At 59.3% G+C, this 12583-nt stretch carries 14 protein-coding genes; 4 read left to right on the forward strand and 10 right to left on the reverse strand.

Annotated features, from left to right (window positions below):
• Positions 1-283: 283 nt before the first annotated feature.
• From QCE63_RS28045 to QCE63_RS28055, 3 genes are all read right to left on the reverse strand, one after another.
• On the reverse strand, positions 284-1501 hold the full coding sequence (locus tag QCE63_RS28045) for a hypothetical protein (protein WP_309837727.1): 1218 nt from the start codon (positions 1499-1501) through the stop codon (positions 284-286).
• Positions 1498-1899: a hypothetical protein gene (locus QCE63_RS28050; protein ID WP_309837728.1), complete on the reverse strand. Its 402-nt coding sequence runs from the start codon at positions 1897-1899 to the stop codon at positions 1498-1500. Before QCE63_RS28050 ends, QCE63_RS28045 begins: the two co-directional genes overlap by 4 nt.
• Before the next feature lie 379 nt (positions 1900-2278).
• Positions 2279-2476, reverse strand: a complete 198-nt coding sequence (locus tag QCE63_RS28055; protein ID WP_309837729.1) for a hypothetical protein — start codon at positions 2474-2476, stop codon at positions 2279-2281.
• A gap of 552 nt (positions 2477-3028) precedes the next feature.
• Here QCE63_RS28055 and QCE63_RS28060 point away from each other — a divergent pair.
• Positions 3029-3547: a hypothetical protein gene (locus QCE63_RS28060; RefSeq protein ID WP_309837731.1), complete on the forward strand. Its 519-nt coding sequence runs from the start codon at positions 3029-3031 to the stop codon at positions 3545-3547.
• 1717 nt (positions 3548-5264) lie between these two features.
• Here the strand turns inward: QCE63_RS28060 and QCE63_RS28065 are convergent.
• From QCE63_RS28065 to QCE63_RS28090, 6 genes are all read right to left on the reverse strand, one after another.
• Complete coding sequence (locus tag QCE63_RS28065) at positions 5265-5783, reverse strand: H-NS histone family protein (protein ID WP_309837733.1); 519 nt, start codon at positions 5781-5783, stop codon at positions 5265-5267.
• A 28-nt stretch (positions 5784-5811) separates the two neighbouring features.
• A complete protein-coding gene (gene hpnR / locus QCE63_RS28070; RefSeq protein WP_309837734.1) occupies positions 5812-7350 on the reverse strand; it encodes a hopanoid C-3 methylase HpnR in 1539 nt (512 codons plus the stop codon).
• Positions 7351-7545: 195 nt separating this feature from the next.
• Positions 7546-8337, reverse strand: coding sequence for a methyltransferase domain-containing protein (locus QCE63_RS28075; RefSeq protein WP_309837736.1), 792 nt, complete (start codon positions 8335-8337; stop codon positions 7546-7548).
• A 5-nt stretch (positions 8338-8342) separates the two neighbouring features.
• Positions 8343-9122 (reverse strand): ABC transporter substrate-binding protein, encoded by a 780-nt coding sequence (locus QCE63_RS28080; RefSeq protein WP_309837737.1) that lies wholly within the window; start codon positions 9120-9122, stop codon positions 8343-8345.
• Between the two features lie 129 nt (positions 9123-9251).
• Positions 9252-9638: an Hsp20/alpha crystallin family protein gene (locus tag QCE63_RS28085; protein ID WP_309837738.1), complete on the reverse strand. Its 387-nt coding sequence runs from the start codon at positions 9636-9638 to the stop codon at positions 9252-9254.
• 13 nt (positions 9639-9651) lie between these two features.
• On the reverse strand, positions 9652-10086 hold the full coding sequence (locus tag QCE63_RS28090; protein ID WP_309837739.1) for an Hsp20/alpha crystallin family protein: 435 nt from the start codon (positions 10084-10086) through the stop codon (positions 9652-9654).
• Between the two features lie 295 nt (positions 10087-10381).
• Here QCE63_RS28090 and QCE63_RS28095 point away from each other — a divergent pair, with 295 nt between their 5' ends.
• The 3 genes from QCE63_RS28095 (at position 10382) to QCE63_RS28105 (ending at position 12045) form a co-directional block, all read left to right on the forward strand.
• Positions 10382-10570, forward strand: coding sequence for a DUF2970 domain-containing protein (locus QCE63_RS28095; protein ID WP_309839291.1), 189 nt, complete (start codon positions 10382-10384; stop codon positions 10568-10570).
• Positions 10571-10643: 73 nt separating this feature from the next.
• Entirely contained in the window at positions 10644-11627 is a 984-nt protein-coding gene (locus QCE63_RS28100; protein ID WP_309837740.1) for a 2-dehydropantoate 2-reductase, read from the forward strand.
• Between the two features lie 25 nt (positions 11628-11652).
• Positions 11653-12045 (forward strand): nucleotide pyrophosphohydrolase, encoded by a 393-nt coding sequence (locus QCE63_RS28105; RefSeq protein ID WP_309837742.1) that lies wholly within the window; start codon positions 11653-11655, stop codon positions 12043-12045.
• Between the two features lie 13 nt (positions 12046-12058).
• Here the strand turns inward: QCE63_RS28105 and QCE63_RS28110 are convergent, their stop codons facing one another.
• A complete protein-coding gene (locus tag QCE63_RS28110; RefSeq protein WP_309837743.1) occupies positions 12059-12310 on the reverse strand; it encodes a DUF4148 domain-containing protein in 252 nt (83 codons plus the stop codon).
• Positions 12311-12583 lie beyond the last annotated feature (273 nt).

The raw sequence follows: 12583 nt of genomic DNA on the forward strand, positions 1-12583 counted from the left end.
TCCTGCCGTTAAGTCACCAGATACAATGGTCATCGGGACGGCCGGTACATCCCGAAATCCGCCCGTTGTTCGGCGCAACCAGGTCAGTCTAACCTGTATTCGATAAGGGACTCAGCCCGTTTAACGGCCATACAGTTGGTCCGACGGGAAGAGATCCTTGCACCGGAGCCCGGATAGCTTCGCCAATCGAATCTCACGCCCCGAAATCCATAGACGCCCGCTCGGCAACGCCCAGAATAGGACTCTACAAATTAGCACGATCCTTTGGAAGGCCATTTATTTATCAGTCTAACGGATCAATCATCGGCGACAGGTTACCTCGATATGGCTCTCCTAACTCCAATCCGCACAGCGTTTGTCGAAAATTATCTGTCAGACCGCATGTTGAAAGACGGTCTTGGATTTTTTTTAGCTGTGGCGCCGCGTCGGGAATAGTATCTAGGTCCCCGCCAGCTAGAAGCTGATTCATATAGGAAGCAGCTTTTTTATATTGAGCGCCAGAGTTATGGTCGCCGGTACGAATCGAGATGATGGCTCGATTTCCAAAGATGTACGCAATATCCAATTTCAATCCAGGAGGAACATTGTGATTTTCATCTTGATACAGCAATAGCGTCTCTTTCAGTTCCTCGGTGAATTTGCGGTCAACACTTGCAGCAGTGTCGCGACCGGCGGAGCCGCCGTATTTTAGAAGGCTTGCTAAATAGGTTAAGTAGATCTTATATCTACTTTCAAAATAAGGAGAATATACATTCCAACTACTATAATTCAACTTATTGGGCGCTGTGAAATCAAGGATGTATTGAGCATAGCTATGACTGCAGTCTCCGGATGGTGCGCATGGAGCACCGGCTCGAAAGTTCTGTCGTGCCCTCGTAACGGCTAAATCAAAGCATTTTTCCAAATAGCTGTAACCACATCGGAACTCAATAAACACGCTTAACCCTTGGGGCGTTGAAAGCAGTGCCTGGCGTTCAGTGATTTTCGCAAGATAGTCTTGTCGCAGTCTTTTATCACCGTTCAGTAGTGCCTGTGGTTTGATGTATTCCAAGCTCGCTTCCTTTACCTGACCGCTCGCCTCGAAGGCTCGTGCTTTTAAAATGTGCAAATTTGTTATAATCAAAAGGCCGGCATGTGTCGTGACAATATCGGGGTCTCCCAAGGCGATGCTGAATGCAGCATCGATTTGCTGAGACGCTTGTGATATGTACCCAGCGTCCAAAAGCGTTTCGATCGCTTTGATTTGACGCGCTAGTGATTTTACACGGTCAAGTTTGGTAGAAGGCACCTGATAAAAATTCGTAATCTGATATGTCTTCACTTCCACGTTTTTTGATGCAATTGTCCCAATAGCAACTCCCGATGTGGTAGCGCTGACAGAGGGCGGGTTCGCTCGGTCTCCGACTGACTGTGCGCCGACCCTGCCGCCAAGCAAGACAAATAGAAGGAAAACGGCAGTAATTTGATGGACAAGCGTACCGAAAGAGGATGCTTGAATCATTTCTGGCACTCGACACCTATGGCGATACCGCCGGACTGCGCACTAACGGATCCTTTGTTGACGCACTTTTCGGATGAATCGATCATTTGAGGCCGAGGAACATTGGCAGGGGTAGCCGATTCAGCGATCGGTCGGAGAGAGTCGTCCTTCGAATTAGTGGATTTTCGAACAGAGTCGTCTTTCGATTCGATTGTTGAAGGATGAGAATTAAGGACCGCAACATAGAATCCCGCCATCAGTGTTCCGGCAATTAAAAGCACAGCCAATAGTGTGCTGGTCACTGAGTATCCGATTAGACGGCGCCCCGCTAGGCCAATAACCAGCGCGAGAGCGAAAGCACCGAATCCCACTGGGCTAGCCCCGATTTTCGCGAGCTCCGCAAGGATCGTCGAGTTCATTGACATCTTCCTGAAGGAACCCTAACAATACAATTCTAGACAAAAAGGAAGAATTTTCCTGAAATATTTCTTTTGGCTTAGTCGTGCTCGTACCGCCGTTCGATCTCAAACATCCGACAAGGTCGGACCTCTTAGGCATGATCACGTATGTTGATCGCGCCCGTGTTGAATGTCGCAGACACGAACTTCGGGAATTGAAGCGCCGGGAACAATCCGCGACATTGCTGACGTACAACTGAGCGCGCCTCAATCACGGCCGAACTGCAATCTGCAAGAAGGTGGCGTGCATGACGGAACCTTTCAACTCCCCGCCGTTGAGTCCCAGTAGTGGTTTCAATGCTTCGAAACGTGGTTAGCATCAGGTTGTCGAAGCGACGCTCTAGCCGCGTGCTTCGCTCGCGAACAGGACGTCAACGTCAATTTGATGTTCAGATGGCGTCGTCGTCAACAGCTTGCCGGCTAATTCGGCATCCCTTGAAGCTGCGATGTCTGGTCCGACAGCACTGAACCGGTTCTTGTTGACGGTTGCAGCGCTGTCGTTGGAGGTGGTCGAGTCGGCACGATTTTGATTGCTCATTGTCGTGAGCGCGAAGTTGCCAACAAGAATCAATGTCCGGGATGGGTTGCTTACTTTTACGAAGAGTCAGCGTTCCCGATTCGCAGTCAGAGCTTAAATGAATCGTCCGGTTTGGTGCTGGCCGCTCCAGACACGTCCGGATGAGGAGATGTGTTGCCCGGAGCCGCCGCAGTGCTGCTCGGGGCCGGAGGGACACTGTTTGAAGGAAAGGCGTTGGTGACCGCTGGCGGCTCTCTATTGTCTCGTGGGACAACAGTTTGGACTGTGTTATGACTTGTGCCAAAGAGATAGCCCACTATCGCACCTAGAAGCGCAGTCATGGCCTCGCTCGCCAAAAGTCCGGTTGAGCCAATTACGAGGATGACGGGCAGCAAGAACGATACGCCCATAATCTGTAGGAGATGAGGACTTAGAGGATCATTTCTCGGATCCCTGATCGAAAATTTTCCCCTCCAGACCATCACCAGTAGAGCGAAACCGCAGACCAATATTGCAAGCGCCAGTGCACCGACAATAAGTGTTACGGAAGTGCCTTTCGCGCAAACAAACTTCGTGCAATCGACGATCGCTGGTGTTACTCCGCTTGCACCAATTGCGATATCACTCATTTCGGTTACCTCGGCTTGTGGTCGATGGCCGTACGATTTGGCCGTTGGCAAAGGCGAATCAACGATTGATACACTTGCTCCCTGTGGTATCGCGGATAGAGCAGGATCGGTTGGCTTCTTAAGCGTCGAGGCTGAAGCCGAGTTGGGAACTCTAGCCGCGGGGGGCGCCGAGTCGGCATTCCGGGGTTTCGGCAATTGCGTCGCTGAGGCGAAATCGTTTACTTCGGTACTAGGTGACGTTGCTGGGGCGCTGGAAGCAACAGGTGGCACCAAGGCCGAATTCGACGGGTCCGGCGGCTGCACGATTGGAAAGGAATTCGCTGCCGCTGCAGCCACCGCTTCCTTTACAGAATCTGTGGGGGTATCGGCCCGCGCTTTAAGATGGGATTCAGATACCGTTATCGGCGGGGTGGTTGACCTGGAATTAGAAGCTTTCTTTGGCAACTCGATTGCATCGGCATGAGAACTTTCGGCTCTTCGAGTGTGAGAAAGAAGATTTGCAGTTCTCTCAGGCTGGGTGCCTCGCTCGGAACGATTTTTCTTCGAAGGAAGCGTCGCCGAGGCGGAACTAGGTGTGTCAACGGAGGATATGGGTGAACTACCTTCTTGGCGGAATGGTATGGAGGTACTCGATTGTGCCCGAAGAGGTAACGTCCTGCTCACTGCGGAGTCCGGCAAATCTTTCGTATTGGACCCACAGCCGTTCAAAAGCAACGCGATGAATGCAGTCGTCAGCGGGAATAGCGGTCTCGGAATCCTAGTCAAGGCAACCCCCGATGCATTTCTTTGGACTTACAGCGAGACCGTGTGTCACGAGTTTGTTCAATACCAAAGAACGATTTCCGATGCAACCAGAAAACAAGCAGCAGTCAGGAATTGTTGTTCCCCTCGGAGCTGAGGTTACATCCCTTATTAAATAAGCAATTGAGTTTGCATGGTACGATTTTTTTTGATTAACGCCTGAGGATGATCGAAAACCGCCAAAAATGTCTAGCGGGCGCTTAATGATACTAAAGTTCATTTGGTGGAGGCCGCTTGGTCTTTTCCTCTTCGACGGAGAATATGATGTCCTGTGAGCCTCATCAATCCATTCCGTGCTCATCATACGATAAAGAGCGTGATAAATTGTCAGGGAGAGAGTGCGCTTGCTCACACTCATTAGTTAAGGTTTCGCTTCATTCCGATGTTTGCCGTCTCATCGAGATCACCTTGATGAATGAACGACTCTCTGCTAATGAACAGATTGCAGTCATTGTCGAGCTAAGGAAGTTAGCCGGCCTCGATGCTCCGATATTTCGATATTACATACTCGGTTTTGTGTTAGCGATTATATTTAGTGTAGTTATGCTTATCATGCTTAGTGTGGAGCGAGTGACTGGCGCGTTAAGTGGGGGGGTGGTCGCCCTTGCGTCAACCGCTGTTGGATGCTTGGCAGGATTACTCATGCCGGGGCGAAAAGATAGAAGTTGAGTGAAGATCCGACGAACACGCGGCCTCCGATCCTTGTGTCACTACAAGTCTTTCCGAGTACATCTTGAGCCGAATGTTTAATGAATTATTGACCTTAATTCAATCGAGCGCAGTTTGGCTGTTTCAGGCAAACCGGGAGAGGGAAGGCTGAATGTCGCCTGAACAGAAAAAGCGCGACGCGGAGTGCGCCCATTCACATCGCTATGGCAGGGTAGCACATGCTCCAGACCATCATCGGGCGAAGGGTTCGGAAGCCTGCACTGACCTCAACCAACTCAGAAATTCGGCAAAGTGACGTGAAGCAGTCAGACGGAGCGTGCAGGGCGTGCGTCCCCTGAGGCCGATGACTCGCTGGCGGGGCTGCGAGCGAATGACCATTGCACGTCATGAAGAGACATCCAATGCAGCGGCTGTCGAATGGCCGAGAAGGGTCGGCTACGGTCAACCCCGCCGGCCATTTCTGTCCTTGGAAGACCTGTCAGCGCCGTATGGCTGCTTCCGCCCCTGGTCCCCGACCGTGACCACCGCTCACTGCAACTCAACTTTCCGCCTAAGTTCGGGCTGTCTCACGGTTCCTGTTTTTCGAGTTTCACCAAAAGCGCCCAATCTTACTAATTCCGTTCCCCAGCACTTCCTCGCCTCCCTGCAAAAAAGCGCTAAATCCACGCGCAAGAACACATCGCGACGCGTTTCCTCAGCGGCAAAATTCCTCACTTCGACGATGCTGCCGTCTTCCTGCCAGACGTCTTGCGAGCCGGCACTGCTGCGGACTTCTTCGCGGCGGGTTTCGGCGTCTGCTTCTTCGCTGCCGGCTTCGGCTTGAGTCCCGCAGCAGCCTTCGGCTTCGGCTTCACTGCGATCTCCGTCCCCTCCGCATCAATCAAAAAACGGCTTCGGTCCTTCACATTAACGATCCACGCGGGCGGCCGGGCCCAACCGCTCCAAGTCTCGCCGGTTTCCGGATTGCGATACTTCGCCGGCAGCTTGCCCTTCTTCGCGGCCCGGTTCACCGCTTCGTGCCGTTTCACGGGCGCGGGAATCGCGACATTCGGTTTGGCCGCGCGCTTCGCCTTCCTGCGATGCCGCTCGATGTCGCTCGTCGTCAGACCATGGCGCTCCATCATCGCGCGGATGTCGTCGAGCACCGCCTGCGCGCGATCGGAAATCAGGCTCTCCGCGCGTTCCTGCAACTTCCTGAGCCGCGCCTGAATCTGCTTGAGCGTTGCCATCGACGTCTCCTTGTCATTGAAGAAAGCGCTAATCCACGCCGCTTCGCGTTTCATCGACGAACTTCTCGGTCGCTTCATCGATGCGCCGCGACTTGCGCCCCATCGGTCCGTGCACGTAGACGGCCTTGACGTTCGCGGCCGCATCGGGCGGAGGCGGCGGCGTCATCGGGTAACGCACCGTGCGCGCGTGATCGCCCAGTTGCAGGCGCGGATCGAACACCGAGTTGAAGCGCCACAGCATGCGGATGAAGTTCGTCTGACCCTGCATCAGCAAATGCACGGCCTGGCCCGCCGCGCCGCGCAACGCCGTCCAGCCCATGTGCTTGCGATTGAGCACCTGCTGCGTGCGCACGAGTTCCGCGTAGAACTCGGGCAAGGGCAGGCGCGTGGGCAGCACGGCGTGCTGGATGTCGTAGAGACGATAGTCGAGACTCGTCAGCCGGCGCTGCTCGCGCAGCCAGATTTCCGTGCCGGGATAGGGCGTGTTGACGCTGATGTTCACGATCTCCGGAATCTCCAGGCACCATTGGCGCACGGCCTCGAAGCGCTCGCGCGTCCAGTCGGGATCGGCGATGAGATTGATCGCCACCGTGATCCCGAGCGATCGCGCGAACTCCAGCGCCTCGAAATTCTTGTCGAGCGTGATGCGCTTGCGAAACGCTTTCAGCCCTTCGGCGTCGATCGCCTCCATGCCGATGAACATGTACTGCAAGCCGAGCGTGCGCCAGAAACGGAACACCTCCTGGTTGCGCAGGAGCACGTCGCCGCGGGTTTCGAGGTAATACTGCTTGCGGATGCCGCGTTGCTGGATCGCGCGGCCGATCTCCATGCCATGCTCGGCGTGCACGAAGGCAACGTCGTCGACGATGAACACGCCCGGCTCGCGGATCGACGCCAGTTCATCCGCGATCACCTGCGGACTGCGCGCGCGATAGCTTCTTCCATAGAAGGTCCACGCACTGCAAAACGTGCAGTCCCACGGGCAGCCGCGCGCGAATTCGATCGACGCGCACGGATCCAGCGTGCCGATGAAATACTTGCGCCGATGCCGCAGCAGATCGCGTGCGGGCAGCAGGTCATCGAGACTGTCGACGAAACGCGGCGGCGGCCCCGCGCCTTCGCTCGTCACCGCGCCGGGCACGTCGAGCAGGGAAGCGCCGGTCGCGAACGCGTGCAGCAGCGCATTCACCGAGGCTTCGCCTTCGCCTTTCAGCACGCAATCGATCGCGCCTTGCGCGTGGCGCAGCAGATCCGCCGCCGTGAACGACGCGCTATGGCCGCCGACGAACACGAAGCAGGCCGGCAGGACGTCGCGGACGGCGCGGGCCAGATCGATGATTTCCGGAATGTTGGCGAGATAGTTGCCCGAGAAGCACAGCGCATCGGGGTGCCAGTCGCGGATCAGACGGTCGAGGTCGCGATGCGTTTCGACCTGCAGGTCGATCAGGCGCACGTCGTGTCCGGCGCGACGCACGGCGGCCGCGACGGTTTCGAGCCCGAGCGGTTCGAGGCAGAGGAAGACGCGGGTGTACATCAGCCCGCTGGGATGAACGGCAAGCACCTTCATGGACTCTCCTTGCGAGAGTGAGCGGCGCCAGCCTGCCGGCCGCTCCGGTCATGTCAGATCAGGCGGATCGGATCTCCATTCGTGCGCGGCCTCGTTCAGTGCGGCTTCATTTTCAGTGCCGATGCGAGGTCGTCTTCATTCTACTGGCGGCGTGCGCAGGATGCCGGCAGGGTGCGCGGCGGATTCCCAAGAAGGCTATTGACGCACCGCGAGGAAAGCGGCGGTTTCGTAAGGCACGGTGACTTCGCTTTTGCCGCGCAAGTCGGGTTCATCGTCGATCAACTGGCGCACCGCGCGTTCGATGTCCTCGCGCTCCGCCGCAGGCAACGCCGCGATGAAACTCGTGGAGCGCACGCGATTCAGGATCACGTCTTCCGGCGCGCCCGTGTGGCCGATGCCGAAGTGCGTTTCGACGAGCGGCCCGAAACCCGCATGCGGGAACGCGCTGCGCCATGCGCCGGTGTAGTAGCGCGGCGTGTCGCCTTCGTAGCGGTTGACGATGGCGTCCAGCTTCGCGACCCACGGCACGCGCGCATCGCGCATGTTCCAGACGAGGCCAAGCTTGCCGCCGGGCTTGAGGACGCGATGAATCTCGTCGAGCGCCGCGCGGCCGGCGAACCAGTGGAACGACTGGGCGCAGACGACGGCGTCCACCGAGGCATCGGCGAGCGGAATGGATTGCGCGGTGCCCGCCAGCGCCTTTACCTCGGGCAACGCCGCCGACAGCTTCGCGCGCATGGAATCGACCGGTTCGACCGCGAAAACCTGCGCGCCGGTCTGCACGAGCCGCGGCGTGAACTTGCCGGTGCCCGCGCCCAGATCGACGACGCTCGCGCCCGGCCGCAAGCCCAGCTGTTCAACGAGCCAGCCCGCGAGCGCGGGCGGATAGTTCGGCCGTCCGCGCACATAGCTGTCCGCGTGGGCCGTATAGCCGACAGCCGCCGCGCGGTGGACGTTGGAGGAAGCGGATGCGGGCGGCTGCGTCATGATGATTACTCGCCGTAGATGTCGAAGTCGAAGTACTTCTGCTCGATGCGCTTGTACGTGCCGTCCTTGATCATCGCGGCGATGGCGCCGTCGAGCTTCTCCTTCAGGTCGGTGTCTTCCTTGCGCAGGCCGATGGCCGTGCCGGGCCCGAAGATCGCGCTGTCCTCCAGCGCGCCGCCCGCGAAGCCGTAGGGCTTGCCGCGCGGCGTGTCGAGGAAGCCGCGCTCGGCCTGCACGGCGTTTTGCAGCGAGGCGTCGATACGGCCGGCCAGCAGATCCTGATAGACCTGGTCCTGATCGGCGTATGACACCACCTTCACGCCCTGCGCGCCCCAGTGAACCTTCGCATAGGTTTCCTGCATCGAGCCCTGCTCGACGCCGACAGTCTTGCCCGCGAGCGCTTCGGCGGTCGGCTGGATGGACGAGGCGCGTTTTGCCACGAGACGCGTGGGCACGTGAAAGAGCTTGCTCGAGAAGGCGATCTGCTTGACACGTGCAGGCGTCATCGACATGGTGGACAGGACGCCGTCGAACTTGCGCGCCTTGAGGCCGGGGATCATGCCGTCGAAGGCGTTTTCCACCCACACGCATTTCGCGTTGAGGCGGCGGCACAGTTCATTGCCGACATCGATATCGAAGCCCACCAGCGAGCCATCCGGCGCTTTCGATTCGAAAGGCGGATAGCTTGCGTCGACGCCGAAGCGAATCGTCGACCATTCCTTCGCATGCGCACCGATCGATACCATCAGCATCGAACCCAACAACACCGTCAACAGCCTCTTCACGATAGTCCCTTGTTTTCTTGAATGATTGACTTGGGCGGCGGGCGCCGCCAGGGACGATTATAAAGAGTCGCTTTCAGATGCGAAAACGGCCGCGAAGACGCGGCCGTTCTTGTTGGGCTTACTGGCGTTTCAGCTGGCGCGCACGTCGACCCGACGCGGACGCGCCTGTTCGCGGCGCGGAATGGTGAGCTTCAGCACGCCATGGCTGAGATTGGCGTCGATCTTCGTGGTGTCGAAGTCGTCGCTCACCGTGAAGGCGCGCACGAAACGCGGCGCGCGCAGTTCAGTGTGATGCGCGCGAACCGCGCCCTGAACCGGCAAGTCCGCTTCGGCTTCGATGGTGAGGCGCGCGTCGTGCACCTTCACATCGAGCTTGTCGCGCGGCACGCCGGGCAGGTCGGCCCACACGGTGATGCCCTGGCTGTCCTCGATGATATCGACGGCGGGCGTCACGGTGGCACGGCGCACGGCGTCCTGCGGTGCCACACGTGTGGCTGCTTGCGGGGTATCGAACATGATGGCTTCCCTCTTACTGAATGGTGATGGCGCGCGGCTTCGATGCCTCGCGCTTGCCGATGGTGACGAACAGCGTGCCGTTCTCATAGCGCGCTTCGACCTTGTCGCTGTCCGCGTTCTGCGGCAGTTCGATCACACGGCGGAAGCTGCCCTTGAAGCGTTCCTTCGCATAGGCGCGCGAGCCTTCCGCGGCGGCCGGCGCACGCCGTTCGCCACTGATGGTGAGCGTGCCCTTGTCGACGGTGACATCGAGCGATGCAGGCTCGACGCCCGGCGCGAAAGCGACGATCTGGATGGCTTCGTCGGTGCTGCCGATGTTCAGTTGCGGAAAGCTGTCCGCGCGGCTCGAACGGATGCTCGAAGGAACGTTGCCGAAGAGCGTGGACACCTGCCGTTGCACGCGGTCCAGTTCGGAGAACAGGTCGCCGCCAAAATAAAAGTCACTCATGGTCGAGTCTCCAGGGTTGCGGCCATGCGGCCGGCAGCAGGAAATTGAAACGGCAGCGTGTCGATTCGCCGCCTCCGCATCCAAGGTAGGTGCGCAGGCTATCGTTTCAATACCCTGCAACAGGGCTTCAGGCGGACTATATTTTTGCCGCGCGTCTCTTGAAACAGCGAAGCGAGCCCATAGAGCGCAGCCTTCTGCTACCGCTCGAAATGCCGCAACTGCTGCTGTTTTTTGCCGGCTGCGCCGCTCATCATCGAGGCATGAAGCACTCATGTCCCCTTTGAAGGAGCCGCTCGTGAACCTCTTGAAGATGATCCGCATCGTGCTATGGAGCTTTTTCGGCGTGCGCCGGCGCGCGTCCCACAACGCCGATTTCGCGCAGGTCAAGGTGTCGCTGCTGCCGTTCATCGCTGTCGCGCTGGCGGGCGCGTTCGGCGCCACGCTGCTGATCGTCGCCCGGCTCGCGACGGGCATCGCGCACTGAATGTGCTGCGGCGCCGTGTTCCGCTCTTACAATGGCGAACGATCGATAGCCGGCGAAGAGAGGAATCAGGACCATGAAAACAGGCATCTACGGCGCGGGCGCCATCGGCGGCTGGCTCGGCGTCAAGCTCGCGCAGGCGGGCTGCGACGTCAGCGTGGTCGCGCGCGGCGCGACGCTCGACGCGCTGCGGCAGGACGGGCTGCGGCTCGTCGAACAGGACGCGACTCATACCGTGAAGGTCGCGGCGAGCGCCGACCCGGCGGACCTCGGCGTACAGGATCTGGTCATCGTGGCCGTCAAGGCGCCGGCGATGGAGTCGGTCGCCGCGCATATCGCGCCGCTCATCGGGCCTGACACCCTCGTCCTGACCGCAATGAACGGCGTGCCCTGGTGGTTCTGCGACGGGCTCCCCGCGCCCTTCACCGGCAGGCAACTGTCATCGGTGGATCCGCATGGCAGCATCGGCGCCGCGATTCCGGCTGCGCAAACGGTCGGCTGCGTCGTGCATGCGAGCTGTTACGTCGAGACGCCGGGCGTCATCCGTCATCATCACGGGCGCGGGCTGATGATCGGTGAAGTGGCGGGCGGGCCGGCCGCGCGTACCGAGGCGCTCGTGTCCCTGTTCGCCAAGGCGGGCTTCGACGCCACGCTCTCGCCCCTGATCCAGCGCGACGTATGGTTCAAGCTGTGGGGCAACATGACGATGAATCCCATCAGCGCGATCACCGGCGCCACCACGGACCGCATTCTCGCCGACGATCTGGTGCGCGGCTTCGTCACCGGGGTCATGCTGGAGGCGAAGGAGATCGGCGCGCGCTTCGGCATTCCGATCGAGCAGGCGCCCGAAGACCGTCACGCCGTCACGCGCAGGCTCGGCGCGATGCGCACCTCGATGCTGCAGGACGTGCAGGCGGGCAAGGCGGTCGAGCTCGACGCGCTGGTGGCCTCCGTGCGCGAGCTTGGCGCGATGACGGGCGTGCCGACGCCCTTCACCGATGCGCTGCTCGGACTGGCGCGGCTGCATGCGCGCACGCTGGGGCTGTATCCGGATGCGTGAGAGCGGAACCTCGTCGGAGGAGAGCATGGAGCCCGGGAACCCGCAGGAAACGGAGCGCGGCGAACTCGCCGAGATGCGCGACCTGCTGCGCGAGTTCGTCCGCGAGCGCGACTGGAGCCGCTTCCATTCGCCGAAGAACCTGGCGGCGGCGCTCTCGGTGGAAGCGAGCGAACTCCTCGAACCGTTCACGTGGCTTTCGAGCGGCGACAAAAGCGAACTCGACGAAGCGAAGCTGCGCGCCATCCGCCACGAGATGGCCGACGTGCTCGCCTATCTCGTGATGCTCGCCGATGCGCTCGATGTCGACCTGTATCGCGCGCTGATCGAGAAGATGGCGCTCAACCGCGCGAAATATCCGGTGGAGCGCGTCAGGGGCGACGCGCGCAAATACACGGATTACTCCGACCAGGACGATTGACCGCTGGCTGCTTTCAGTGCTGCGCGGTGTTGCCCTGCGCCTGTCGCTGCGCGACGATGCGGCTTGCCGCGATGGCGTTGTCGGGATAGTTGAGCCAGTCGTCCGGGTCATAGCCGGCTGCGCGCCAGATCAGGAAGTCCTGGCGGACCTGCGCGCGGGTTTTCGGCGCGTTCGGATCGCCGGGCTGCGTCGCGGTCTGGGCGAATACGGATGTCGCGCAGCACAGCGCAAGCGCGAAAGGAATCAGGCGGAATGGATGTGTCATGACGGTGACCTCGCGCGCAACGAAGGCGAACCACAAAGGCGAACCACAGAGGCGAACCGCAAAGGCGGACCGCAAAGGCGAACCGCAAAGGCGAACCGCAAAGGCGAACCACAAAGACGAACCACAAAGGCGAACCACAAAGGCGAATCACAAAGGCGAATCACAAAGGCGAACCACAAAGGCGAACCACAAAGGCGAACCACAAAGGCGAACCACAAAGGCGAACCACAAAGGCGAACCACAAAGGCGAACCACAAAGGCGAACCACAAAGG

The organism is Caballeronia sp. LZ065 (genome assembly GCF_031450975.1).
Classification (GTDB): domain Bacteria; phylum Pseudomonadota; class Gammaproteobacteria; order Burkholderiales; family Burkholderiaceae; genus Caballeronia.

What these genes read in the sequence shown, in the direction of transcription:
- QCE63_RS28045 (WP_309837727.1), bottom strand. Translation starts at nt 1,501, where the DNA reads ATGATTCAAGCATCCTCTTTCGGTACGCTTGTCCATCAAATTACTGCC.
- QCE63_RS28050 (WP_309837728.1), bottom strand. Translation starts at nt 1,899, where the DNA reads ATGAACTCGACGATCCTTGCGGAGCTCGCGAAAATCGGGGCTAGCCCA.
- QCE63_RS28055 (WP_309837729.1), bottom strand. Translation starts at nt 2,476, where the DNA reads ATGAGCAATCAAAATCGTGCCGACTCGACCACCTCCAACGACAGCGCT.
- QCE63_RS28065 (WP_309837733.1), bottom strand. Translation starts at nt 5,783, where the DNA reads ATGGCAACGCTCAAGCAGATTCAGGCGCGGCTCAGGAAGTTGCAGGAA.
- hpnR (WP_309837734.1), bottom strand. Translation starts at nt 7,350, where the DNA reads ATGAAGGTGCTTGCCGTTCATCCCAGCGGGCTGATGTACACCCGCGTC.
- QCE63_RS28075 (WP_309837736.1), bottom strand. Translation starts at nt 8,337, where the DNA reads ATGACGCAGCCGCCCGCATCCGCTTCCTCCAACGTCCACCGCGCGGCG.
- QCE63_RS28085 (WP_309837738.1), bottom strand. Translation starts at nt 9,638, where the DNA reads ATGTTCGATACCCCGCAAGCAGCCACACGTGTGGCACCGCAGGACGCC.
- QCE63_RS28090 (WP_309837739.1), bottom strand. Translation starts at nt 10,086, where the DNA reads ATGAGTGACTTTTATTTTGGCGGCGACCTGTTCTCCGAACTGGACCGC.
- QCE63_RS28100 (WP_309837740.1), top strand. Translation starts at nt 10,644, where the DNA reads ATGAAAACAGGCATCTACGGCGCGGGCGCCATCGGCGGCTGGCTCGGC.
- QCE63_RS28105 (WP_309837742.1), top strand. Translation starts at nt 11,653, where the DNA reads ATGGAGCCCGGGAACCCGCAGGAAACGGAGCGCGGCGAACTCGCCGAG.
- QCE63_RS28110 (WP_309837743.1), bottom strand. Translation starts at nt 12,310, where the DNA reads ATGACACATCCATTCCGCCTGATTCCTTTCGCGCTTGCGCTGTGCTGC.